25 protein-coding genes are annotated in these 24,701 nt (G+C 47.3%); 17 read left to right on the forward strand and 8 right to left on the reverse strand.

The genetic code is table 11. The features are described from left to right. Together VNA68_01860 and VNA68_01865 are read left to right on the forward strand one after the other, a co-directional pair. A partial coding sequence (locus VNA68_01860) for an NBR1-Ig-like domain-containing protein (GenBank protein ID HVE80865.1) occupies nucleotides 1–2,621 on the forward strand: 2,621 nt, incomplete at its 5' end. Nucleotides 2,622–2,656: 35 nt separating this feature from the next. Next, nucleotides 2,657–3,589 carry a GDP-L-fucose synthase gene (locus VNA68_01865; protein HVE80866.1) on the forward strand — a complete coding sequence of 311 codons (933 nt, stop codon included), beginning with the start codon at nucleotides 2,657–2,659 and terminating at the stop codon, nucleotides 3,587–3,589. Here VNA68_01865 and VNA68_01870 read toward each other — a convergent pair. Both VNA68_01870 and VNA68_01875 read right to left on the reverse strand, forming a co-directional pair. Continuing rightward, nucleotides 3,586–4,500, reverse strand: a complete 915-nt coding sequence (locus VNA68_01870) for a glycosyltransferase (protein HVE80867.1) — start codon at nucleotides 4,498–4,500, stop codon at nucleotides 3,586–3,588. The genes VNA68_01865 and VNA68_01870 overlap by 4 nt on opposite strands. Further along, a complete protein-coding gene (locus VNA68_01875) occupies nucleotides 4,497–5,345 on the reverse strand; it encodes a class I SAM-dependent methyltransferase (protein ID HVE80868.1) in 849 nt (282 codons plus the stop codon). Before VNA68_01875 ends, VNA68_01870 begins: the two co-directional genes overlap by 4 nt. Before the next feature lie 44 nt (nucleotides 5,346–5,389). Here VNA68_01875 and VNA68_01880 point away from each other — a divergent pair, with 44 nt between their 5' ends. From VNA68_01880 to VNA68_01925, 10 genes are read left to right on the forward strand one after another with little or no spacing between them, the layout of a single operon-like run. Then, a complete protein-coding gene (locus VNA68_01880) occupies nucleotides 5,390–6,301 on the forward strand; it encodes an NAD-dependent epimerase/dehydratase family protein (GenBank protein ID HVE80869.1) in 912 nt (303 codons plus the stop codon). A gap of 57 nt (nucleotides 6,302–6,358) precedes the next feature. After that, on the forward strand, nucleotides 6,359–7,177 hold the full coding sequence (locus tag VNA68_01885; protein HVE80870.1) for an ABC transporter permease: 819 nt from the start codon (nucleotides 6,359–6,361) through the stop codon (nucleotides 7,175–7,177). Continuing rightward, nucleotides 7,174–8,424 carry an ABC transporter ATP-binding protein gene (locus VNA68_01890; GenBank protein HVE80871.1) on the forward strand — a complete coding sequence of 417 codons (1,251 nt, stop codon included), beginning with the start codon at nucleotides 7,174–7,176 and terminating at the stop codon, nucleotides 8,422–8,424. Before VNA68_01885 ends, VNA68_01890 begins: the two co-directional genes overlap by 4 nt. Further along, nucleotides 8,421–9,110 (forward strand): class I SAM-dependent methyltransferase, encoded by a 690-nt coding sequence (locus tag VNA68_01895; protein HVE80872.1) that lies wholly within the window; start codon nucleotides 8,421–8,423, stop codon nucleotides 9,108–9,110. The genes VNA68_01890 and VNA68_01895 overlap by 4 nt, the downstream gene beginning before the upstream one ends. Next, nucleotides 9,107–10,267, forward strand: coding sequence for a glycosyltransferase (locus VNA68_01900; GenBank protein ID HVE80873.1), 1,161 nt, complete (start codon nucleotides 9,107–9,109; stop codon nucleotides 10,265–10,267). Before VNA68_01895 ends, VNA68_01900 begins: the two co-directional genes overlap by 4 nt. Continuing rightward, the gene (locus tag VNA68_01905) at nucleotides 10,264–11,409 is read left to right on the forward strand and encodes a glycosyltransferase family 1 protein (GenBank protein ID HVE80874.1); all 1,146 of its coding nucleotides are present in this window, start codon (nucleotides 10,264–10,266) and stop codon (nucleotides 11,407–11,409) included. The genes VNA68_01900 and VNA68_01905 overlap by 4 nt, the downstream gene beginning before the upstream one ends. After that, nucleotides 11,396–12,070 carry an FkbM family methyltransferase gene (locus tag VNA68_01910; protein ID HVE80875.1) on the forward strand — a complete coding sequence of 225 codons (675 nt, stop codon included), beginning with the start codon at nucleotides 11,396–11,398 and terminating at the stop codon, nucleotides 12,068–12,070. The genes VNA68_01905 and VNA68_01910 overlap by 14 nt, the downstream gene beginning before the upstream one ends. A gap of 9 nt (nucleotides 12,071–12,079) precedes the next feature. Then, nucleotides 12,080–12,862 (forward strand): glycosyltransferase family 2 protein, encoded by a 783-nt coding sequence (locus VNA68_01915; GenBank protein ID HVE80876.1) that lies wholly within the window; start codon nucleotides 12,080–12,082, stop codon nucleotides 12,860–12,862. Further along, on the forward strand, nucleotides 12,859–13,788 hold the full coding sequence (locus tag VNA68_01920; protein ID HVE80877.1) for a GDP-mannose 4,6-dehydratase: 930 nt from the start codon (nucleotides 12,859–12,861) through the stop codon (nucleotides 13,786–13,788). Before VNA68_01915 ends, VNA68_01920 begins: the two co-directional genes overlap by 4 nt. Further along, on the forward strand, nucleotides 13,781–14,668 hold the full coding sequence (locus VNA68_01925; protein HVE80878.1) for a glycosyltransferase family 2 protein: 888 nt from the start codon (nucleotides 13,781–13,783) through the stop codon (nucleotides 14,666–14,668). Before VNA68_01920 ends, VNA68_01925 begins: the two co-directional genes overlap by 8 nt. Before the next feature lies 1 nt (nucleotide 14,669). Here VNA68_01925 and gmd read toward each other — a convergent pair whose 3' ends face one another. After that, nucleotides 14,670–15,671: a GDP-mannose 4,6-dehydratase gene (gene gmd / locus VNA68_01930; GenBank protein ID HVE80879.1), complete on the reverse strand. Its 1,002-nt coding sequence runs from the start codon at nucleotides 15,669–15,671 to the stop codon at nucleotides 14,670–14,672. A gap of 89 nt (nucleotides 15,672–15,760) precedes the next feature. On the opposite strand from gmd, the gene VNA68_01935 reads away from it, so the two are divergent. Genes VNA68_01935 through VNA68_01950 form a run of 4 tightly spaced genes read left to right on the forward strand, consistent with a single transcriptional unit; the run spans nucleotide 15,761 to nucleotide 19,939 of the window. Beyond that, nucleotides 15,761–16,549: a glycosyltransferase gene (locus tag VNA68_01935; GenBank protein ID HVE80880.1), complete on the forward strand. Its 789-nt coding sequence runs from the start codon at nucleotides 15,761–15,763 to the stop codon at nucleotides 16,547–16,549. Next, on the forward strand, nucleotides 16,530–17,534 hold the full coding sequence (locus VNA68_01940; GenBank protein HVE80881.1) for a glycosyltransferase family 2 protein: 1,005 nt from the start codon (nucleotides 16,530–16,532) through the stop codon (nucleotides 17,532–17,534). Before VNA68_01935 ends, VNA68_01940 begins: the two co-directional genes overlap by 20 nt. Nucleotide 17,535: 1 nt before the next feature. Further along, on the forward strand, nucleotides 17,536–18,843 hold the full coding sequence (locus VNA68_01945; GenBank protein ID HVE80882.1) for an O-antigen ligase family protein: 1,308 nt from the start codon (nucleotides 17,536–17,538) through the stop codon (nucleotides 18,841–18,843). Further along, complete coding sequence (locus VNA68_01950) at nucleotides 18,830–19,939, forward strand: glycosyltransferase family 1 protein (GenBank protein ID HVE80883.1); 1,110 nt, start codon at nucleotides 18,830–18,832, stop codon at nucleotides 19,937–19,939. Before VNA68_01945 ends, VNA68_01950 begins: the two co-directional genes overlap by 14 nt. 33 nt (nucleotides 19,940–19,972) lie before the next feature. Here VNA68_01950 and VNA68_01955 read toward each other — a convergent pair whose 3' ends face one another. The 5 genes from VNA68_01955 to rpmH form a co-directional block, all read right to left on the reverse strand. Further along, the gene (locus tag VNA68_01955) at nucleotides 19,973–20,869 is read right to left on the reverse strand and encodes an SH3 domain-containing protein (GenBank protein HVE80884.1); all 897 of its coding nucleotides are present in this window, start codon (nucleotides 20,867–20,869) and stop codon (nucleotides 19,973–19,975) included. 138 nt (nucleotides 20,870–21,007) lie between these two features. Then, nucleotides 21,008–21,466, reverse strand: a complete 459-nt coding sequence (locus VNA68_01960) for a R3H domain-containing nucleic acid-binding protein (GenBank protein HVE80885.1) — start codon at nucleotides 21,464–21,466, stop codon at nucleotides 21,008–21,010. Continuing rightward, nucleotides 21,466–22,197 carry a YidC/Oxa1 family membrane protein insertase gene (locus VNA68_01965; protein HVE80886.1) on the reverse strand — a complete coding sequence of 244 codons (732 nt, stop codon included), beginning with the start codon at nucleotides 22,195–22,197 and terminating at the stop codon, nucleotides 21,466–21,468. The genes VNA68_01960 and VNA68_01965 overlap by 1 nt, the downstream gene beginning before the upstream one ends. Continuing rightward, nucleotides 22,190–22,555: a ribonuclease P protein component gene (gene rnpA / locus VNA68_01970; GenBank protein ID HVE80887.1), complete on the reverse strand. Its 366-nt coding sequence runs from the start codon at nucleotides 22,553–22,555 to the stop codon at nucleotides 22,190–22,192. The genes VNA68_01965 and rnpA overlap by 8 nt, the downstream gene beginning before the upstream one ends. Nucleotides 22,556–22,688: 133 nt before the next feature. Continuing rightward, nucleotides 22,689–22,826, reverse strand: coding sequence for a 50S ribosomal protein L34 (rpmH, locus tag VNA68_01975; GenBank protein ID HVE80888.1), 138 nt, complete (start codon nucleotides 22,824–22,826; stop codon nucleotides 22,689–22,691). A gap of 208 nt (nucleotides 22,827–23,034) precedes the next feature. On the opposite strand from rpmH, the gene dnaA reads away from it, so the two are divergent. After that, nucleotides 23,035–24,390 (forward strand): chromosomal replication initiator protein DnaA, encoded by a 1,356-nt coding sequence (gene dnaA / locus VNA68_01980; GenBank protein HVE80889.1) that lies wholly within the window; start codon nucleotides 23,035–23,037, stop codon nucleotides 24,388–24,390. Nucleotides 24,391–24,701: the final 311 nt, after the last annotated feature.

Here is a 24,701-nt window from a genome sequence, read left to right on the forward strand (position 1 = left end):
TTATAGCGACTGGTTTCTTGCTGTTTCCGCAGAGTGCGCAAGCCGGGTTCAACGCTGGACGCATTATCGACGACCCAATATTCACCGATAAAAATACCATGTCAGCCCAGGACATTCAGAACTTTCTAAACAGCCAGGTTACTACTTGCCGGTCGGGATACACCTGCCTAAAAGACTACCAAGAGGGGGGGCGCAGCGCAGCCCAGATTATTTATGATACTGCCCAGACCTACAACATCAACCCTCGAGTAATACTAGTAACCCTGCAGAAAGAAAACGGTCTTATCAAGGATACCTGGCCGGAGCCATGGCAATATCGTACAGCTATGGGCATGGGCTGTCCGGATGGAGCACCGTGTGACTCCCAATATTACGGCTTCACGAACCAGGTCAATCAAGGCACCCGGCACTTAAGGGGCTTTTACGACCAGAGTCCAGGATGGTTTATACCCTTCCGCCCTGGCGTTAATACCATAAAATGGCATCCAAACAGTGCCTGCGGTACTTCCAGTGTGAATATTGAAGGCCGCGCCACAGCCGCGCTTTATTCTTATACTCCCTATCGGCCAAACCAAGCCTCGCTTGATGCTGGGTTTGGTACAGGTGATAACTGCAGCTCATACGGCAATAGAAATTTTTATAACTACTTCACGCTATGGTTCGGCACAACTCATATACCGGAATACCAGTGGGCTTGGGTCAGCCAAACCGCCGATAAAGATCTAAATAACCTGCCGGCTGGCACCAAGGCCACTCTAGTAGTAACGGCCAGGAATACAGGCAATACCACATGGAGCAATACCGGCCCCAACCCGATAAGAATTGCTACCAGTAACCCTGATGCCAGAGCAAGCGCGTTCGAATCCGATGCCTGGCTAAACTCTGTCACAACCTCAACCCTCAACCAGCCCAGTGTAGCCCCGGGCGAAAACGGCTCGTTTACGATAGTTATCCAGGCACCCAGGCAGCCCGGTTTTTACCGAGAGTACTTTAGCCCGCTAGTGCATGGTATAGGTTGGATGAATAATATTGGCCTGCACTGGAACATTACCGTTACCGAGCCGACCTTGGCCGGAACCGTGGTTGGCTCTAACTACCCTACTACCATGGCAATGAACCAAACCTCTACCGGTACCATTACTATCCGTAACGATAGCAACATCATCTGGTATAGAGACGCCAGGTTCCCTATGAAATTAGGCACTTCCCAACCGCTTGGCAGAACAAGCCCATTTGCTAATGGCAGCTGGCCAAGCACCAACAGATTATCGCGCCAAAACGAAGAGCTAGTATCTCCTGGAGCTAACGCTACCTTTAATTTCAGCATTACCGCTCCGCACCAGCCTGGCAACTACGCCGAAACCTACTCGCTGGTAGCAGAAGGGTTTAGCTGGTTCAACCAGGTAATTACCAATAATGTAAATGTGCCGGCTGCCTATTTTGCCACAAGCCCTGGAAACTCAAGCGAAAACATTGCTTCAGGTGAATCCCGGCAAGTGACCTTGAGCTTTGTAAATAACGGCACTTCTACCTGGACGAACAGCGGAACCGGAGCCGTTAAACTAAGAACCAGCCCAGGCGGCAGAGTAAGCCCGTTCTGTAATGATTCATCTTGGGAAAACTGCACCACTGCCGACACGCTCAATGAAGCTTCAGTAGCACCGGGGCAGACCGGCACATTTACCTTCACCCTAGAAGCCCCTGCCTTAACAGGGGCCTATCAAGAGTCTTTTGCGCCTTCGAGCAGTGGGCAGGAATGGTTTGGTGGAGGGACCACGATAACGGTTAATGTGGCCAAACCGACCTATTCCTGGAGTTGGAACTCCCAGGCTGCTTACACCGATAGCACCAAGCTTGCAGCGGTAGATTTAAGTAATATGAGCCCCGGCCAAACAGCTTGGTTGGTAGTCAAGGCAAACAATATCGGTAATAAAACATGGTTTAACAGTGGGAGTAATCCCGTAAGAATAGGTACCGCTGGGCCGCTTGAACGTGGCAGCCGCTTTGCTACCGGAGCGTGGATCAAGACCTCGCGGCCAGCCTCTATGACAGAAGCCAGCGTAGCTCCGGGCGGAGTTGCTACCTTTGAGTTCCCTATTACGGTGCCGGCTGGAGGCGGTAGATACGCGGAAAACTTCAACTTGCTAGCAGAAAACCTCACCTGGATGAATGAAAACGTCGGGCAATTCTTTGCCATTACTGTTAAAGACAAGTACGCCTGGAGCTGGAAGTCCCAGGCCGCCTACACCGATAGCGCTAAAAACACCTCGAAAGATCTAAGCAATATGAACCCGGGAGATACAGCTTGGCTGGTGGTGGAGGCGAATAATATCGGCACGGCCACTTGGCTTAAAGCCGGAAATTACCCGCTCAGGATCGGCACAGCCCATCCGCTGGAAAGGATTAGTCGGTTCAGCACCGGAGCTTGGATTCGCCCCTCTACCCGGCCAGCGGTCATGAATGAAGCCAGTGTAGCACCAGGTCAATCTGGTACCTTTGAGTTCCCGATTACTGTTCCGGCTGGTGGAGGTATCTATCGTGAGTACTTTAACTTAGTTGCTGAGAGCCTAACTTGGCTAAATGAAGATGTGGGGCAGTTCTTCCCGATAACGGTTAAATAATATATAATCTAAAGCTATTATTGAGTAGGTTTTCTATGGCATTTTGGCAAGGTAAAAAGGTTTTGGTAACGGGAGGCAGCGGCTTCCTAGGCTCGCATGTCGTAGAAAAACTTAAGGCTGGTGGGGCGGAAGTAATTGCTCCATCTCATGCCGATTACGATCTTGTTCACGAAGACCAGATTAAGAAAATGTATGCAGACCACCCTTGCGATATGGTTATTCACCTCGCGGCCAAAGTCGGCGGCATTGGTGCCAACCGTGAGCACCCCGGTTCTTTTATGTATGACAATCTAATGATGGGCACCCAGCTCATCCACCACGCTTATTTGAATAAAATCCCTAAATTCGTAGCATTAGGGACCGTTTGCGCCTACCCCAAGTTTGCACCTATTCCATTCAAAGAAGATGATCTCTGGAATGGCTACCCCGAAGAAACCAACGCGCCTTATGGCCTGGCTAAAAAAATGATGCTGGTGCAAAGCCAGGGCTACCGTGAAGAGTACGGATACAACTCCATATTCCTGTTGCCGGTAAACTTGTATGGGCCAAGAGATAACTTTAACCCGGCCAGTTCGCACGTAATCCCGGCTTTGATTAAAAAATGCGTAGACGCGATAGAGGCTGGAGATGATGAAATTGTAGGCTGGGGCGACGGCTCCCCTACCCGTGAATTCCTATACGTGGATGATGCGGTTGAGGGCATTCTGCTAGCGGCTGAAAAGTATGACAAAAGTGACCCAGTAAACTTAGGTTCAGCATTTGAAATCTCGATGAAAGATTTAATAGAGATAATCGCAAAAGAAACAGGGTTTAAGGGTAAAATCACATGGGATAAGTCCAAGCCTAACGGCCAGCCGCGGCGCAAGCTAGATACCACCCGGGCCGAGCGTGAATTTGGCTTTAAATCAAAGACCCCTTTTGAAGAAGGTTTGAAAAAGACAATTAAGTGGTATAGGGAAAACCACTAAGTTTCTAGGCCGGCCTCTTTTATTATAGTTTTGGCGCGAGCCATGTAGGTATGGTGTTTTTGGCCATGCTCCCACCCCTGACGGGCAATTTTTTCACGCTCTTTGTCATTTTTTAGGTAATATTTAATTTTCTCTGTGCAATCTTGTTCGTTATCGAATAGCACCAGATGTTTGCCGTCCTCGAAGAAGTCTTCTATGAAATCCTTGCGCTGGTTGAGCAGGAACGTGCCGCAGCCAATCGTTTCCCATACCCGCCCCACCAAAAGGCCGTCGCCGCCGGGGCCAAAAATATTTAGATTTAAATGGATTTTAAGACCGTTAATCGCTTTTCTTAGGTCCTCCCGGTAAACCCCACTGATAAACTGCAGATCAACCCCTAGCTCTTTAAGGCGAGTGGCATATTCCCGGCGGGCGTCATAAGGTGTGCCAACCAATCCAGCATCCACAGTTTTTTTAATCTTGGAATCAGGGAAAAAATGCTCATCATCGTAAGCATAGGGCAGAAAAACCGCTTTGCTTTTGGCCAGTTTCTGGAGTTTTTCATTGTAGCGCTTGTTAGCATGAAAAATAACATCGAAACCGACTTTATTAATTAGTTTGCTGGTAATATCCCAGCGGCCGTTATCGATATCGAAGTCCCAATAAACCCTAGCTCCGGCTTTCATTTTTTTTAACTCATAGTACGGCCTGTCTTCATCATTGCACTCAGTAAAAACCAGAAGATCAGGCTCCTTTGGCGCATCCCCCTCCTGGAGGGGTTCAGGGGTAAGGTAGTAATTGCCGTACTCAAACACCTCATGTCCAAGCCGACGGAAAGCCCGGGCCAAACTGGCGCCGGTGGCCCAACCCCTTGCATGGGGAATACCGCGATAAGCAACGACTACACTCAGAGGCTTGCTTGTCTGCGTCACTTTTTAGTGCCTATAAAGTAAATCGAGTCCGGCTCATCGGCAGACTTCTCTACCAAAATCCTTTCGTACTGTTTTTTGAAGTTAGAGTGCAGGAATTCTTTAATTACTTCCTGTCTAATGCGCAGAGGGTGACCAGCGTCGTAAAGCTCCTGCGGCTTAATGTGCTGGGCAGAGTAGAGCTTATCCTCAAATACTAAAACCGCTCCAGGCTTCAGCATATCCAATATTTTTTTAAATATTTGGTCTGTATCAAAACAGTGCTCCAAGACATTAATTATTACTACCAGGTCATACTTTTTGGTGGGTTCAAATTCCTCTATAGGCTTTGCTACTGTTTTGACCTTATAGCCATCCAATTCTCCGCTCTTGTAGGTGCAGTACGGATGGAGTAGGTAGCTTTCCAGTAAAGGGTCAAGCAGATCAATTTGCCCCACTTTTATTTTGGGCAGAATCAGCCTTAGGTTTGTAAAAGGGCCACAGCCTAGCTCTATTGCAGAATTAAACTTTTTACCCTCAATAGCCTTATAGCCATCAAAGCCGTTCAGATGATCTAGGTTGCGGTCGTCGCTTGCTCCTGAGTTATAAACCATCCAGGTCTTTTCCTCGTAGGTTTGTGCCTCGTGCCACCTGCGGCGGTCAACTTTAACGATGCCTTTGTCTTTCTTTAAATACCTGGTGTCGTTTTTTCGCTTTATCAGCCGTTCGGCATCCTGACCCGATTTCACACTAGCACTGGCCGAAATAAACAGCTTTTCTCCCGGTTTAACCTCATCGACTTTTGGTGGGAAGAATCGATTCAGCACCCTCTGCACGCGAAATGTTAACGGTTTTAGCTTTGAAGACATACGACCATTATACAAACTTAACCAAAATTAGTAAGATAGTGTGCATGAGTAACATACTGGTAACTGGTGGTGCGGGCTTTATTGGCAGCCATATAGCCGCCAAGTTAGCCGCTGACCCCAACAACCTCGTGATTATCGCTGACGATCTTTCGACCGGCCGCAAGCGAAACATACCGAAAAAGAAAAACATAGTTTTTTTCGACTGTGATGTTAACATGCTGTCCGAGGTTATTAAGATTTTTTTGAAACATAGAATAGATTACGTCTTCCACTACGCCGCCGTGGTGGGCGTAGACAGGACTTTAGAGCACCCGGTTTGGGTGTTGCGCGACATCGACGGTATAGAAAATATTTTGAACCTGTCTAAAGATTCAGGTGTGAAAAAAATATTTTATGCCTCCTCCTCTGAGGTATATGGAGAATCTATTACCTACCCGCAACACGAGGAAACAACCCCCCTAAACTCCCGACTGCCTTATGCGGTGGTTAAAAATGTCGGTGAGGCATTTCTAAAGTCCTACCAGCAGGAATATGGCTTGGATTACACCATATTCCGGTTTTTTAATACTTACGGGCCGAACCAGAGGCCAGACTTTGTAATTTCAAAGTTTATCGAGGCAGCAAAGCGCAACCAAGATATTACTATTTACGGTGACGGCAAGCAGACCAGAACTTTTTGCTATGTGAATGACAATGTCGATGCCTGCCTGAAAACTTTTGACGAAGAAGGATCGGTAGTCAATGACGTTGTGAATATCGGCAGCGACGCGGAAATAAGCATGAACGATCTGGCTAAAGCAATTATTAAGGTAACCGGATCAAAGTCTAAGGTAGTACATGTGCCGCCCTTAAAGGAGGGGGATATGCCCAGGCGGCAACCAGACATTACGAAGATGAAGCAACTCTTGGGGCGTGATTTCACCCCCCTAGAAGATGGCCTTAAGCGTTGCCTCTAAGTAGTTTTTTAGCTATAATTGCTAACTGTTATTTTCAGATAAGGGCCAGATAGGACAATGAGCGAAACAGTAATAAAACCACAGAAGAACCTCTCGATAGACCTAAAGGAGCTTTGGCAGTATAAAGAGCTCTTTTACTTTTTTGCATGGCGCGATATTAAGGTGCGCTATAAGCAGACTGTTATAGGGGCTGCCTGGGCAATCTTTCAGCCTTTTATTACCATGGTCATTTTTACCTTATTCTTTAATAAAGTGGCCGGTATTGGTTCGGAATCAGTCCCTTATGCTATATTTTCCTATTCCGGCCTTTTATTTTGGCAGTTTTTTTCAAAAGCCTTGGATCAAGCCAGCAACTCTTTAGTAAATAACCAAGGTGTGGTGACTAAAATATATTTCCCCCGTATTATTGCCCCCCTGGCTTCAACTCTAGTAGCACTGATAGATTTCTTTTTTGCATCTATTATTTTTGTAGGCCTAATGGCGTACTTTAAAATCGTTCCTGGGGGACTTGGTTTGATTCTATTCCTGCCGATGATCCTGGTGACCTTTATTACCGCTTCCGGCGCCGGCCTGTTTTTAGCCACCCTGAATGTTAAATACCGTGATGTGCGCCAGGCTCTGCCGTTTTTCATCCAGACCATGCTGTTCTTAACGCCTGTCATCTATCCAGTGAGTATGGTGCCAGAGCGCTTCCAATGGGTGCTGTATCTTAACCCAATGACAGGAGTCATTACTGCCATACGCCATGGACTACTCCATGAGGGCACATTGAACTGGGCTTACCTTGCTATCTCCATAGTCAGCTGTCTAGTTATCTTTATAATTGGGCTGCTGTACTTTAAATCTCAAGAAAGAAAGTTTGCGGATATAATATGAGCCAGCCAGCAGTTGAGGTTAAAAAACTCGCCAAAATGTACCAAATCTCACACCAGACCGCTGAGTATGAGACCTTTCGTGATGCAATGGTGAACTTTGCCAAAAAACCGCTCCGGGCTTTGGCGGGTAAAACAGCCGAGAAAGAAAAGTTTTGGGCTTTGAACGGCCTTAGCTTCGAAGTGCAGCCGGGTGAAGTAGTAGGAATTATCGGACGTAATGGTTCTGGTAAATCGACGCTTCTTAAAATTCTCTCTAAGATCGTTGATCCGACGAGCGGGCAAGCTGTAATGCGTGGAAAAGTAGCTAGCTTGCTAGAGGTGGGCACCGGTTTTCACCCAGAGCTGACCGGCCGGGAAAACATTTACTTTAACGGTTCAATTCTGGGAATGAGCCGAAAAGAGATTAATAATAAGTTTCATGAAATCGTCGCCTTCTCGGAAATTGAACAGTTTTTGGATACGCCGGTAAAGTTCTACTCGTCTGGTATGTATGTGCGGCTGGCCTTCGCTGTAGCAGCCCACCTTGAGCCAGATATACTGATTGTAGATGAAGTGCTGGCGGTTGGTGATGCCGAATTCCAAAAGAAATGCTTGGGTAAAATGAAGGATGTCTCTAGCAAAGGGCGCACTGTGCTGTTTGTAAGCCACAATATGGAAACCGTTCGCCAGCTCTGCAGTCGGGTTATTTTGCTGGAGAAAGGAAGAATTAAAAGTGAGGGCAACCCGACCCAGGTCAGCAACGAGTACATTGGGTACCAACAGCACGCCAAGGCGGCCTATAAGTTTAAGGTTGATAAGCACAAAGATGCCCAATTCAGCGAAATCAAGCTGCTTGGTTCTACTGGCAAACAGACCTCAACTGTAAAGGCCGGCGAGACGTGGTCGGTAGCCATGGATTATGCGGTAAACCAGCCTCTTAAGGATGCGCTATTAATAGTAGAGGTTCAGTCGAATGAATACGAAACTATTTACTGTACTACCGATAGCGATCACTCAAGCAAAATCATACCGAAAACAGTCGGCAGGTATCATGTAGAAATTAAATTCGACCGCTTTCACCTAAACCCCGGCAATTATAATCTGCGCATCAGTCTCCAATCCCCTGGCAGGGCAATGCACCATGAAGTTAATGATTTGATTTTGACAGTTGAGCCTGATACTGAAGATATAAGAGGCACGTATTTTGGTGGACAATATTACGGGTATATTAGTGATAAAGTGGAATGGAGTATTACAAAGGAAAAATGAAAAGGTTACTAAAGAAAATTCGGAATATCCTGCTGTCCGCCGGACAGGCAGGCGTTAGCCCTAAGCCAGAAGACTATAGTGTGCTGGATAATCCTATGGAAGTCCCTAGGCAAAAAGAATCGTACTTTTTTATCTTAAACAAGTTGATAAAAGAGGGTGACAAGGTGCTTGATGTCGGTTGCGGCCTCGGATACGGAACCACAATAATGGCCATAAAGGCCGGGCAGGTGTCTGGAGTAGATGTGGATCAGAAAGCGATCGATTACTGCCGTGACTTCCTTAAGAAAAGAAATCCCAAGCTTAAAGATTTGAAAGTCTATGACGGGTACAACCTCCCCTACCGCGATAAGGAGTTCGATGTAACTGTCAGTATAGACGTGATTGAGCATGTAGAAGATTACGATGCATTCACTGAGGAGCTTCTAAGGGTTACTAAAAAAGCTGTAGTCTTTGCCACACCTAATCGACGGCCAGAAACCACCAACTCAGATGGCACGCCTGCAAACTATTGGCACTTACGGGAATGGAAGCAGAATGAGCTAGATGAAATCTTGCGTAAACATGCCGCTAAAGTTGAGTGGTACTTCGTAAATGGCCAACCGGATGGACCATACACTATCAGCAAAAAGGAAGAACCCGACAGCTTAGTGCTGCTTCCTGTCCTCTACCCCAAAAAGAAATCATGAGCCTACTTGGTCGAATACGCTCCCTAGCCAGCCGTAAACTTACTGACAGTCGGCAATCATACGTAGTTGGCTTTCGTAAGTTTCTAGCGAAAGGAGAGGCTAAAAAAGCCTTGCTCTCCTATGTAACCTTCCCAATAAATGAAAGCATGTTAGGCCGACAGCCTAAGCATTTTAGCAATCATGGTATCGCTTTAGCTTGGGTTAAGATTCTCAATCAGTTAGGGTATGAAGTAGACGTTATCAATTGGGATGACACCACTTGGAGGCCTAGGAAGAAATATGACCTGGTAATAGGTCACGGCGGCAAGAACACAACGGCCTTGCTGGCGGCCAAGAAGCCTGAGGGTAAACTGATTTATTTTTCTACCGGTAGTTATTGGAAGTTCCACAACCAGGCCGCTAAAAAGAGGGCAAGCTACTTCTTTAAGCGGCATAAAACTAGATTAGAGCCAGATCGGCAGGTAACCGACTCGGAGGAGAAGATATGCCGGACAGCTGATGGCATTATTACTCTCGGTACAAAAGACATTAAGGATACTTACCGAGGCTTTCCTAGGGTTTATAATCTGGAGATTGGAGCTTACCCTATAAACCGATCTTGGCAAAGTAAAAATTTTGAGCAAGCGCGGAATAACTTTCTCTTTTTCGCTGGTGGGGGGAATCTTCACAAGGGCTTGGATCTACTGGTAGATGCCTTCAACGGCCTCGAACAGCATTTGTATATCTGTACCTCCCTTACGCCTGAGTTTAAGATAAATTACCCTCTTACCGCACCCAATATTCACTACGAAGGAGTAGTCGACCTGGGCGGAAAACGGTTTAGTGAGCTAGTTAAAAAGTCTGCTTTTGTCATACTACCCTCTTGCGCAGAGGGAAGCCCCGGCTCGGTAGCAGACTGTATGGCAGAAGGCTTAATTCCTGTAGTTACTCCGCAAGCAGGAGTGTGGACGGGGCAGTATGGCTTTGTGGTAAATGATATAGAGCCCGCAAAAATCACCGGGCTGGTTAAAAAGCTTTCCGGCATGGATCCGCAGGGTCTGGCTAAACGCTCCCAGGCAGTTTGGCGGCATACGACTAAAGAACAGTCCCCCGAAAAGTTTAATGAGCTGCTTAAAGGGTATGTTAAGAAGATAATAGAAACAGGAAAAAAATCATGAAAATCGGTATTGTTGGGCCAAATGCACAGCCCGGCCGGATTGGCGGCTTAGAAATCCTTTTCCTAAATTTAATTAAATTTTTGGGTGAGTATGATAAAGAAAACAGCTACACTCTATACCTGCCGGAAGTTTATGATAAAAAAATAGATTTGCCTGGGAATTTTACGCTTGTACGCCCACAATCAAAATTAGACTGGTGGGGCTATTTAGACCCGAGAGTATGGGGCAGACCCAACTACAGGAGAGACCAAGGACTTAGGCGCTTTTTTGCCAATGAACCAGTAGATTTACTTCACTTTCCCTTCACTACGATTCATCCCCAGGGGATAAAAAAGAAAAAAGTTTTAACCTTTGCAGACCTTCAACAAGAGTATTTTCCCGAGTTTTTCGACGAAGCTGAGCTGGTGCACCGCAGATTATCATATAAGCCTTCTGCTATGGAGGCCGATCACATCATCAGCATCTCAAATTACACCAAAAAAGGTTTGGTAGAAAAATATAATATTCCAGCCGAGAAAATTACAACTATATACTTGACCTTTAATAAGGATATATTCACCTCTGGAGCCAAGCCAGTAAAGTCCGAGTACCCTTATTTTTTCTACCCCGCAGGCAGGTGGCAACATAAAAACCACAGCCGGCTTATTAATGCCTTTGCTGCGGTGGCTAAGCAGAACGCCAGTGTCAGACTTAAGCTAACCGGAACCGTCCAATCACAAGATGAAGCGATCGCAAGCCAGATTAAAAGCTTAGGCTTGGGGGGGCGTATAGATTTTCTAGGCCATGTTTCAGAAAAACAGTTGCCGGATTTATATCGGGGAGCCACGGCCTTAATCTTCCCCTCTTTATTTGAGGGGTTCGGTATACCTATAGTGGAAGCCATGGCCAGTGGCTGCCCTGTGGCCTGCTCTAATACGACATCTCTGCCCGAGGTGGGCGGCCAAGCAGCCCTCTATTTTGATCCTGCCAAAGAATCAGAAATAACGGATGCTATGATTAGATTGTTAAATGACGAGAGCCTTAGACAGCGCCTGGCTAAGCTGGGCTTCGATCAGGTTAGGAAATTTACGCCTGAAGCAATGGCAAGGCAGACAGTAAAGATTTATGAATTGGTAAATAAGGAAAAAAATGAAACGTATTAAAGATAGGATCATTAAATTATTCAAAGGTGAGCGCGGAATAGTTACCAAGAAATATATGAAGCGATTTTTGCCCTCTCAGCCTGTAATTGTTGAGGCTGGGGCACATATTGGAGTAGATACCGTTGAGCTGGCAAATGTATTTCATAAAGGAGAAATACATGCTTTTGAGCCAGTACCCTCTATCTACAAACAGCTGGTTAAAAACACTCAATCCCACCAGAACATTAAGACACACGAACTTGCGCTAGCAAGCCAGAATGGCGAAGCCGATATTTTTGTGAGCAGTGGTCGTTCGGACGGTTCAAGCTCCCTGCTCAAGCCAAAAGAGCACCTGAAGATACATCCTGATGTGAAATTTGAGCAAAAAATCAAAATAAAAACCATTACACTAGATGATTGGGTTAAAAATAATGGCATAAGCCAAGTTGATTTTTTATGGCTTGATTTGCAAGGTTTAGAGCTTTCTGTCCTGAAGGCCTCTAAAGAAACTTTGAAAACTGTTAAGGCTATCTACACTGAGATCAGCTTAGTCGAAAATTACGAAAATGGACCACTGTATAAGGAGCTGCGTGAATGGCTCAGGCAGCAGGGTTTTGAAATTCAAAAAGAGGCCATCGAATGGGAAGATGGTGGAAATGTTTTCTTCGTCAGAAAAGGCTGAAGCCGGTTTATGAAATTACCTATCTCAGTAATTGTTGTCTGCTATAACGAAGCAAAAATGCTTAGGCGATGCCTAGAATCGGTTGATTTTTGTGATGAAAAAATAGTAGTCGATCTCGATTCCGGTGATACTTCTGCGGCTATTGCAGGGCAAATGGGGGCCAAGGTCATAAACCACCCCTGGGTTCCCATTGGCGAGATGGCAAGGGCAAAAGCAGTAAAGCAAGCCAAGCACGATTGGCTGCTAATTACCGACCCCGATGAAGAGATCTCCCCGCCCCTGGCAGCTAATATTAAAAAAATTATTCAAGAGAACCCCAAAACGGTTGGCATTATCCGGGTACCGCTGCGCAACTTTGTAAAAGGTAGATTTCTGCGGGGTACAGTTTGGGGCGGTCTAAAAAAACGGAAGCGCCTAATAATGCATCGCGAGCGAGCGGAGATAAACCCCCAGGTGCACTCTGAATTCTTCACCCTTAAGCCTGGCTATGAGGTATATGAAATCCCGAAGCAGAAGGGTAACTTCCTAAACCACTATTGGATAAGCGATTGGAGCTCCTTCTTCGACAAGCATCGCCGCTACCTGAAGCTGGAAGGTGAAGCCAGGTACATTAGAGGTGAAAGATTCAGCTGGCTAAGACTCTTAGCAACTGCACCGATCGAATTCTGGAGCTGCCTGGTCGGCCATAGGGGCTACCGTGACGGGATATTAGGGGTTTTCCTGAGTTGCTTCTGGGTGTGGTACAATTTTATGAGCTTACTCGCCTTACGAAGGTACCAAAAATCCCTATGAATGTATTAATAACTGGCGCTGCCGGATTTGTCGGCCGTCATCTAATAAGTCTTATTGGAAGCAAGGAAACCACCTACGGTGCTACCCTCTCGGAGGAGGGCCCCGGGCTTCTTCCTGTGGATTTATTGGATTATAACCAGGTCAAACGGGCTATCAATAAGATAAACCCGGATGTTATCTATCACTTGGCGGCCTATAGCTCGCCAGCCCTCTCTTTCAAAGAGCCCGCTAAAGCAATTGACGACTCTCTGCATATGCAGATTAATATTTTCGAGGCGTGCCTAGAACTCAAACTTAAGCCCACTATACTGGTTGTGAGTACCGGCCATATCTATGGTAATGCCCCGGCCGACAAACTGCCTTTAGCAGAGGATGCTCCCGTGGATCTCACTACACCCTATGCTGTCGCTAAGTTTAGTCAAGAGGGCCTGTCTAACTATTACCGGCACCGGGGTATTAACTCTATTATCAGCCGAGCCTTTAATCATACAGGCCCAGGACAGCAGCCCGGGTTCTTGGTGCCAGACCTAGCATGCCAGATTGCTCGCTTAGAGAGCAAGGGTGGCGGAGTCCTCAAGGTTGGGAACCTAGACTCCAAGCGGGACTTTACCGATGTGCGCGATATAGTGCGCGCCTATGAGCTTTTGATAAAAAAAGGTAAGCCGGGCGAAATCTATAACGTCTGTAGCGGTCGGGGGCTTAGCGGGCAGGAGATTTTAGATGGATTACTGAAGCACACTACTATTGATATCCGTGTTGAGCAGGATCCGGAAAGGATGCGCCCTTCTGATATGCCTATTAATTACGGCGACTCATCCAAGGTTAAGAATATTACTGGCTGGGAGCCGATTATTCCACTTGAGCAAACTCTGGCCGATGTAATGAACGACTGGAGAGAACGAATTAAGCAGGAGAAGCATGCGTAAAACAGTTACATTTTCAATCGTTACCCCATCCTTCAACCAGGCAGATTTTTTGGAAAGGACTATGAATAGCGTCCTTGGCCAAGAAGGTAACTTTAAAATCGAGTATATAGTAGCCGATGGAGGCTCTACAGACAGATCAGCCCAGATCATGAAGGATTACGCTGACCGGGTCAAAAAGGGCACCTACCCCCTAAAGTGCAAGGGCGCAAAAGTCATTTGGTGGAGTCGCAAGGACAAGGGCCAGTCCGACGCAATTAATAAGGGTTGGCGAAAAGTTACGGGAGACTATGTAGCCTATCTCAACTCAGACGATTTATACACCCCCGGGGCACTGGAAGAAGCCCGGCTGGCGTTCGAGGAGAACCCTCAGGCCGATATGGTTTACTCTAATTGGGTGGATATTGATGAAAACGATAAGGTTATAGAAAAGCATGAAGTAATTCCTTTTGATCTGGATTTCGAGATTAATACCGGTAATCTAATTCCTCAGCCAACCGTATTCATCAAAAAACATGTACTGGATGAAGTCGGTCTTCTTAACCCAGAGTACCACTACGCAATGGATTATGATTTATGGGTTCGGATCGGCCAGAAGTTCAATATCCTTTATATTGATGCCTGGTGGGCGGCCTTTAGGCTGCATGACAGCTCCAAAACGGTATCCTTGGCTGACAAATTCTGGAAGGAAGAAAGAGCTATTAGCCGTAAGTATGGAGGAAAGTTCTTCTCCAGACTGTACTTCAGCCACCTGCGCCGTAATAAACCTTATATTTTTGAACCGATCGCAAAATTTTATCGCGCTGGGCGGATGGTAAAACACAGGCGCTATGGCCTCTTTGCCTCTAAGGTTAGAGCTAACCTAGCACGGCTTGTTAAGTGACCTAAGCCTCTTTGCCTAGCCAGCCCTCTTCAGCCAGGTCGGCTTCCGTCATCATCTTTACTAAGCCCTCAAAGCTTACCTTAGGCTCCCAGCCAAGTTCTTTTTTGGCCTTAGATGGATCTCCCAGCAGTAAATCTACTTCCAGTGGGCGGTAATATTTAGGGTCGATTTCTACGTATTTCTTCCAATCCAAACCGACTATACCGAAAGCAATATCCAAGAATTCACGTACAGTATGCGTCTCTCCGGTAGCAATTACATAGTCCCCTGGTTTTTCTTGCTGCATCATCAGCCACATAGCCTCCACGTAATCGCCTGCAAAGCCCCAATCTCGTTTGGCGTCTAGATTGCCTAGGTACAGCTTCTTCTGTTTGCCGGTAGCAATCCTGGCTACGGCCTTGGTGATTTTACGGGTGACAAAGGTTTCCCCCCGTCTGGGCGATTCATGGTTAAAGAGAATCCCACAACAAACAAACATTCCATAACCGTCGCGGTAAAGGCCGGCCATATTGTGAGCGGCCTCTTTGGCTACCGCGTATGGGCTCTGGGGATTGAATGGGGTCTTTTCATTCTGAGGAGTTTCCAGCACGGCTCCGTATTGTTCTGAGCTGGATGCCTGATAAAGTTTAGTTTTTAAGCCAGTCTCCCGAATAGCCTCAAGCAGACTGAGAGTGCCCATGGCTACTGTATTCATGGTATATTCCGGTACATCAAAACTGACCCGCACATGACTCTGGGCACCAATATTGTAAATTTCGTCGGGCTTAACCTTGCGCAGGATTTTGTTTAGCGAGCCGGGATCCGTTAAGTCCCCGAAATGTAGATGCAGTTTGGTGTCTTCGTGAGGATCCACGTAAAGGTGCTCGATACGATCGGTATTGAAGGTGCTGGCCCGCCTTACCACACCATGAACTTCATACCCCTTAGAAAGCAAGAGTTCTGCCAGATAAGAGCCGTCTTGCCCGGTAATACCAGTGATTAAGGCTGTTTTAGTTTTGGCCATGTGTTTCCGTCCATAATTACCATATGAGTATTACCTGCACAGCGAGAGATGTCAACCAGTAAGCCGGCTATGATAAAATGGGTCAAGCTATGAAAAAACCCCTGGTTTCTATTGTTATCCCCTCTTACAACCACAGCCGATTTTTAACCGATGCCGTAAACAGCGCGCTGGCGCAAACCTATAGACCACTGGAGGTGATTGTGGTTGACGACGGTTCGACTGACAATACTGCTGATATTGCTAAAAAGTTTGGCTCTAAAATAAGCTACATCCGCCAGACCAACCAAGGCCCCTCGGCCGCACGCAATAAGGGAGTAGCGGCGGCTAAAGGTGAGTATTTGCTGTTTCTGGATGCGGATGACTTACTTGAACCAGGGTACATTGAGCAGTGCCTGGAGGCTTTAGCAGCAAACCCCCAAGCGGCTTATGTCTACACTCAAATGAAACTATTTGGCCGGCAAAACCACACTACACACTACCCTCCCTTTGACCTAAAAAAACTTACAAAAGGTAACTTTATTCATATCGGTGTGCTTATCCCGACCGAACTGGTCAGAAAATTTCCTTTTGATCCTAAGTTTCGGCAATGGGAAGATTGGGATCTCTACCTAACCTTGGCCGAAAACGGCTACTATGGCCACCTGCTTGATAAACCCTTGCTGAACTATCGTAAGCATCCCGAGAAAGAGAGTTTGATAGACACCCTAGGCGAAAGCCTCGAGCTAGAGAAAAAGATGCTATTTTTGATTATTAATAAGCACCCAAAACTCTACGGACCTACGGCTAAACCAGTAGTACTGCTTAAATTATTTTTGCGCCGCCGGCTGCCCTTTTTGGTGCCTAGTTTAAAAAGACTGATTGGAAGAAGTAATGCCTAAGGCGGCCATTATTATCCCCAACTGGAATGGTAAAGACCGACTAAAGCAGTGTCTAGGGGCAGTCAAGTCGCAGTCATTTAAGGATTTTGAAACGATAGTAGTGGATAATGGCTCAACCGACGGCTCGGTGGAGTTTTTAAAAAACCACTCATGGGTTAAGGTTGTGGCCCTAGATAAAAATTACGGTTTTGCAGGTGGTGTTAATGCCGGGATTAAAACCGCCCAGGCTGAGTATGTAGCGCTTTTGAATAATGATGCTATACCAGCTGCCGACTGGCTAGAAAAACTTGTAGCTTCCTTAGAAAGCCACCCTGAAGTCGGGGCTGTAACCTCAAAAATATTAAACAGCCGTAAGGGGCGAAAAGGATTAATAGATTCTACTGGAGACTACCAGTCAATCTGGGGGCTACCCTTCCCCCGGGGGCGAGATGAAAAGGACGAGGGTCAGTACGATGACAAACTGGAGGTCTTTGGCGTATCGGGCGGAGCCAGTCTATACCGCTACTCGATGCTAAAAAAAATCGGTCTATTTGATGAAAGATTTTTTGCCTACTTCGAAGACGTTGATCTGTCGTTTAGGGCTCAGCTGGCTGGCTATAAGAACCGCTACTGTCCGGAAGCTGTAGTATTCCACGAAATTGGTGCTACCTCCGGCGGGCATCGTACGGCCTTTACGCGCTACCATTCGGCCAAGAATCTTTATTACCTAAGCCTTAAAAACATGCCCGGCTTTCTGCTTTTAAAATACTTCCCGCTAATCACGTCGTCTCTGCTGCTTAGCTTTATCAGCTCATTTAAGCATGGATTCTTAATGGTCCACCTAAAGGCCTTGGGGGCTGTTCTTGTCTGCCTTCCTGGGATACTATATGACCGTTGGCGGATTCAAAGGGGGCGGAAAGTATCTGCCTCTTATATAGACGGCATACTATTCCATGGTATGCCGCCAGAACCTAAACGGATGCTAAAATCTTACAAACCTTTTTAAAATGATAAAACTACCTATCAAAAAACTATTGCTGCCCAGCGGCCTGCTATGCGCCTTGCTGTTCTTTCTGCCCTTTGAGAGGATTCCCTCACTCGATGTGGCGGGAATTACCCTACGAATTAATATTTTTATAGGCTTGGCCTTAATTCTTGTGACAGGGTTCAAACACTGGAGCCGCCCGGGCCTGCTTACGGTTGAGAAGCTGGGGCTTTTTATGCTTCTCGTGTTCTTCGTATCCGCTCTGCAGGCAATGAACCTTGGCCGAAGTCTGTCTGTAATAGGCTTTACAATATTTGTGGTACTGCTGGCTCTGGCAATTGCTAGGTCGTTTACAGTCTCGGATTTACACCGAATGCAGAAATGGCTGATAGCCGGAGCGCTGGTAGTCTGTGGTTTCGCTTTTTACCAATTCTTTGGTGATATTATGCAGCTGCCACACTGGGCAACTGGCTTGAGGCCGTTCTACACTATTGAAGTGTTCTCCTTCCCCCGGGTGCAAGCCGCCTCATTAGAGCCTCTTTACTTTGCCAACTACCTGCTGCTGCCATTAGCACTTAGTTTGGCCCTGGCTATTTATATGTCCTTTCCCCTCTGGATTATCGCGTTATTCTACACCTGTTTCTTTCTAACGGTTTCCCGAGGTGGTATAGTGGCGGCTCTGCTTTTAACCTTACTATTTATCGGTATAGGTATTATTAAAAAAAGAGGTGGCCAGGTTATAAAAATTGTAGCCGCCTTGTTTGGAGGGGCGGCCATGGCATATGTAATGATTGTGCTCCTAATCCCCCAACTGGGTAACCTAAGGACATCCCTAGGAAGCAAGGTAGAGGCGCCAATAGGTAGTAAAGTAGCAAAGACGTACCAGAAGCAAGCAACTAATTATGAATACAAGGATACCGGAAGTGACCGCGCCCGCACTAGAGCCGTGGCCCTCGAGCTGTTTCAAAGAGAGCCAATACTGGGGGTTGGGCCCGGCAACTTCGGGCGCGAAGCTAAGAAGCTCCGGCCCTACTACTCCGAAGCGCAGACTGTAAATAATCTACCGCTAGAACTTTTGGCTGAAACGGGCCTAGCAGGAGCTGCAGCATTTGTACTGTTCGCTGCCGCCCTACTATGGAAGGCATTGACTGTACTTAGAAAGCTAGCAGACGGGCCGATAAAAGTTTGGCTGGTGGCCTCATTCTTGTTTCTAATTGCTGCCTTCCTGCAATACCAAACCTTCTCCACTCTCTACATTATCCATATATGGGCGGCTGTGGGGGTAATACTGGGGCTAATTAGGCTAAGCCGAGCGAATGAAAAAGCCTGAGCCGGCTAAAATAGTAATTGATGGGCGGATGCTTAGCTGGACAGGCGTGGGGCGCTATACTCACCACTTGCTAGAAGAATTGCAGCAGCTGGATAAGGTTAATATGTACACTGTGCTGGTGCTGCCTAGTGACAATTGGCAGCCTACGGCTTCAAACTTCCGGCGCGTAGAAGCCAATTTTAAGCCCTATGGCTTGGGTGAGCAGGCTGGATTACGACGACTGCTGAACCGACTGCAAGCCGACGTGGTCCATTTTACGGCACCAAATTCCCCGCTTTTCTACACTGGCAGACGTGTTACTACAATTCACGATTTAACCTTAATTGATTACAAAAACGTCAAAGGCAGCCGGCTTTTATATGAAATCAAATATCAAGTATTCGGAATGGTTATGTCTAGAGCCGTTAAATCCTCCATGTTCGTACTTACAATTACTGACTATGTTAAAAGCCAGTTGCTTGAACGTTATAAAATTAAACACAATAAAGTTCACACCACCCACTTGGCAGCCGATCTTAAAGTAATTAAGCCCGTGAAAGAAAAGTATATAAACGGCCCATACCTGCTGTATGTCGGCAACTTCTTCCCTTATAAAAATATCGGGCAATTAATAGAGGCGCTGCCTGGGGTTGTAGAAAAGAATCCGAATATTAAGCTGGTGTTGGTAGGTAGGGAGGATTACTTTCAGGCTCAGTTAAAGAAGCAGGCTAAAGAGCTGGGTGTGGAAGATAAGGTAGTGTTTACCGGCTTTGTGAGCGATCAAGAGTTAGCTGGTTTATACCAAAACGCGACTCTTTATACATTCCCCTCGCTCTCAGAGGGTTTTGGGCTGCCGGCGCTCGAAGCCATGAGTTATGGTGTACCGATAGCAGCCGCCAGAGCTAGTTGCCTGCCCGAGGTATTGGGTGCGTCAGCTGAATACTTTGACCCGTATAACGCAAATGATATAGCTAAAACTATTAATTCCCTTCTAGGTAATAAGAAGCGGCTGAGTGAACTTAAAAAAGCCGGGCCAGAGCACGTTAAATCATTCTCCTGGAAGCGCACTGCCGAGCAGACTCTTGAGGTATATAGACGGGCCTTGGGTCAAAAGTAAAGGTCCGCGGCATCCGTGCCGCAGACCCTGTTATTACCGCCCTGGCCACTCAGGGTTAGCCCAGGACCACCCGCGATAGCCCTTGACCTCACTGACCGCCATCTCTCGCACCTTCTTGGCACGATCGGTGGTTAGCGGTGTGGTAATAGCTCGGCCATTACCCAGACTGACCGCCACATGGCCGTACCTGCCGGTCCAGAACACCAGAGCCCCGAACGGAGCACTGCGGTTCCCCGCATACACCAGCCCCCTCTTGGCCAGGTTGCTCCAATGGGCATTGGCATCGTGATAGCCGCTGGTTGACCGGCCGTAGGCGTTGGCCACGAACCGATCACACCAATTTAGCCATGGACTGCCATTGGGCTGCTTAGCGGCCCCTATCTGGCTCCTGGCCCAACTTACCGCCCGCTGCTCTCTTGAGGGCGGTGGGGGTGAAGAAGGAGGGCTTGGCGTCGGCTCTGGGGCCGGCGTGTCATTGCTGGGAGCCGGACTCGGCTCTGATGGCGATGGTTTCGATGGTTCGGATGGTGGCGCTGGAGCCGGCTCCGGTGGTGTGGCCGGAGTAGGCTGCTGGGGAGGAGGCTGAGCCGCACCGCAGCGATCGATGCCTGGCGAGAAATCGTTGAAGCGCGGCGTTGTGACATAGTAATCACTTACCCAGCCCCTGCCAGAGATCTGATCCCAGATAGTTGAGCCTCCTACATTACTACCGGAACGCACCTGGCAGGCAATGTCGACTGTAGCACCTTCGGCCAAAGAGCCGACTTGTGAATGTTCGGTACCAGGGCCGGAACGAATCCTGAGGCCGGCCCCTTTTGTACCTTGCACCTTGTAGCAGCAGGCTGAAGCCTGGGCTTTGGTTTTGGTTTTTTGTTTACTACCGGCTACCGCTGGCCCTGAAGCCGTCAGTAAACAGCTGAGAAAAAACAAAAGGAACCACTTTGGTTCCCTCAATACTACTACCCTCTGAGGCACGCGAATCACCCTTTCTGGTTGAACGACACGTGCTAGCTAGAGCTTATGTTAAAGCATTAACGGCATGCAAGCATGAGCGGTTTTAAGAGGTGATTATTCTGATTTTTTAATCACCAGCCGGCGCCCGTTGCCCTCCCCTCGGCTTTCGGTAGTAATGCCCTGGGTTTCGGCTAGCTCGGTATGAACCAGGCGTCGCTCGGCAGGGGTCATGGGCGACAACACAGCCTCCTGACCGTCTTCCTTCACCTTTTCAGCTATCTGCTTAGCCTTTTCAACCAACCGCTCTGCGCGGGCTTTCTTATAGCCTGAGACATCGATATTTATATAGATTCTCTCGTCCGTTTTACGCTTAACAATCATATTCATCGTATGCTGAATAGCTTTGAGTGTATCGCCATGGTGGCCGATTAGCCTCCCGGGTTGATCTATTTCTATTAGTAGCTCTAGGGTTTCACCATCCAAATTCGAAGATATTTTAGGATTAACTTCAAAAAAGGCCAGCAAGTCGGCCAGGGTTTTTTCGGCTTCTTTAACCAGATCCCCTTCTGCCACTACGCCATCTCCTTCATCTCCTCAGCATCCCGGTGCAAGACTAAATGCTGCTGCAGGATTGCTACCAGGCTGGTAACTGCCCAGTACAGAGCCAGGGCGGCCGGTAGTGTCATAGAAATAACCACTGTGATAATTGGAAAAATTTTACCCATATTTGCCATCATTTTGGCGGTATCGTCCATTTCGTGCTGTTTAGGAGTAAGCTGTTTGGTTTGGTAGTACTGAGCGCCGCCGGCTAAAAGAGCCAGGACCAAGCTCGGCTTGGTTAAATCAATTAGTCCGAATAGGGTGGCCGACAAAGTAACCTTGTTACTAATGAGAGCCGCGATGGCATCTAGGTTTCTGATTGGCTCATAGGCAAGCCTTGCCACCTCCCCTGCTTTAATGCTGTCTTGCAGCACAAAAAAGAGTGCAATAAATATCGGAATCTGAACAAACAGCGGCAAGAGGGAGGCAAAGGGGTTGGTACCCTTTTCCTTATAGAGCTCCATCAGCATTTGGGTCTCTTTCTGCCGGTCACCCTTCGCTTTTTTCTTCACCTTGGCTACTTCAGGCGCCAGCTTTTGCATGGCTCTTTGTGAGTGCAGCTGCTTGGTAACGAGCGGCCACAAGGCTAGCCGAACCAACAGTGTAAACACGATTACCGCCAGCCCAAAATCATGGCCTGGAATCAGGGCATATATGAAAAATAGGAGATTAAATAACGGCTCGGTAATATAGGTATTAAACATCTTTTTCCTTTTTAGCTGCCTGTAAGCCCCCGGATTTTGCTAGAGCCTGTTCGATTTTCTGGCTTAGGCTAGCTGGGGGCAAATCGGCAATGTCCCCATGTATAGATAATACTATATCGTAACCAGGGTCGACTGTCTGCCATCGTTTATACAGATCGGCCGCTACCCGGCGCCTGATTCGGTTGCGCACTGAGGCTTTTTTGGAGACTTTTTTACCCACCACCACTACTGCCCGGCTAACCGGCAGACCAGTTTTTAAGTATTTTATCGACAGATCGCCCCCACCAGCATACCTGCCATACCTATACACCTTGGCTATATCTTTACCGCTCCGTAAGCGATACTGCTTGGCTAACATTTTATTCTCCTTTTCTTAAGATGCGCCCAGTCGGATGCAGTTCGGGGAAAAGTGGGAGGCTGAAGCGTACAAATGATACGTTGAAATATCGGCGCGGGTTTTGACAAAGAAATGCGCCGGATCGGCGCATCGATTAAACTGTAAGTTTTTTACGGCCCTTAAGCCTCCGCCGCTTAAGCACCAGCCGCCCAGCCCGGCTACTCATACGTGAAAGAAAGCCATGCACTCGCTGGCGTCGCTTTTTCTTTGGCTGGTACGTTCGTTTAGGCATTACCGAGAAATTATACTCGACTCGGTCGCAAGCGTCAAAAAGCTAAAATAAATTTAATTAATTTTCCCCAATAACTTCCTAGTTTTCCACCGCCTTATATCCGTTAGGGGTCGGTTTGTGGATATTCTACAGTAAAGAGGTTATGGTTGTGAACAACCGCTATGCCGGTTATGATTATCTTAGTTTTAACGCATAAATATGGAGTTATATGGAAACAAAGGGGCTGTGGCAAGCTGTGCTCGGAGAGCTTGAAGTATCGGTTAGTAGAGCTAGTTTTTCGACTTGGTTTAAACACACCTCCATTATTTCTGAGGAAGACGGACATATAGTAGTCGGGGTGCCGAACATTTTCACTAAGGAGTGGCTGGAAAAGAAGTATCACGACGATATTAAGGCTGTGCTTGCACGGATGAATGCCGGGATTAATTCTGTAGAGTACAAAGTTAGCACTAAAAAATCTGGTACGGTGGCGGGTAATAAGCCGGCTGAGGCACCGGCTCACACTAAAAGCCCAGTGACTACCGGGACCTACACTCCCCCTAGCTGCCTCAATCCAAAATATACCTTTGACAGTTTTGTAGTAGGTGCCAGTAATGAACTGGCCTATGCCGCCAGCCAGGCAGTATTAAAAAGCCCTGGCCAAAAATACAATCCTCTCTATATATATGGAGGCGTTGGCTTGGGCAAGACCCACCTTATGCAGGCTGTAGGCAACGAGATCCAAAGACGCGACCCATCGAAGAGGGTGGAGTATGTTACAAGCGAGGGCTTCACTAATGAGTTTCTCTCTGCTCTACAGCGTAAGAAAACTGGCGCTTTCAGTGCAAAATACCGCAATGTAGATGTACTGATTGTCGACGATATTCAATTCCTAGCGAGTAAAGAGCGTACTGTAGAGGAGTTCTTTCACACTTTTAATACCCTTCATCAGTCAAGCAAACAGATAATAATCTCGAGCGATAAGCCGCCGCAGGCTATTGCCGGCTTAGAAGACAGGCTAAAATCACGCTTTGCCTCCGGTATGATGGCCGATATATCGGCTCCCGATCTAGAAACCCGTAGTGCCATCCTTCAGAGCAAGGCGGCTGCCCAAGGTATTATTTTGCCCGCGTCGGCGGTTGAGCATTTGGCCCGGCACTTTCAGAATAATATCCGTGAGCTAGAGGGAGCCTTAACGCAGTTCATTGCTTTTTGTGAGCTACGCGGTATTGAGCCCTCAGTGGCAGCAGCCACTGGCCTGCTCAGTAATATCGTATCCACGAGGCCGGCCCGGAGAGCCCCTGCACCGAAAGCCGTAATTGATCGAACGGCGGCCTATTTTGACCTGAAACCCGCGGATATCACGGGCCTAAAGCGAGATAAAGAGATTGTGGTGCCGCGGCAGATCTCTATGTATTTAATGCGTAATGAGCTAGGCCTGAGCTTTCCTAAGATATCCGCCGTTGTTGGTGGGCGCGATCACACCACTGCCATGCACTCTGTCTCAAAAATAGAGAAGCTACTGGAGGTAGACGAGAACCTCCGGGCCGATGTACAGGCCATTAAGGAGCGTTTAACTTTGTGAAAAACGTGGGGATTAACTGGGGGGCGGCTGTTGAATATAGCTGTAAAAGCGCTTGTGTTTCCCCAGCTTGCGCTTTTTTTAATTATAAACTAGGCCAGTCTTTGCACTATAAGCACCCGGTTTTAACCCAAGCGTTTTACACTTCCGTGTGTAATCTTTTAAGCTTTGGTAAAGCCAATAAAAACGCTTATGCCCATAATGCACAGGCACTACTACAACTACTATTTTTTATATATTTATATATACTAATAAAACTTAAGGACGACCCAGCAATATGAAATTAAGTCTGACACAAGAGAATCTGGCCAAGG

It is taken from the genome of Candidatus Dormiibacterota bacterium, from assembly GCA_035536395.1.
GTDB lineage: Bacteria > Patescibacteriota > Saccharimonadia > UBA4664 > DATLOE01 > DATLOE01.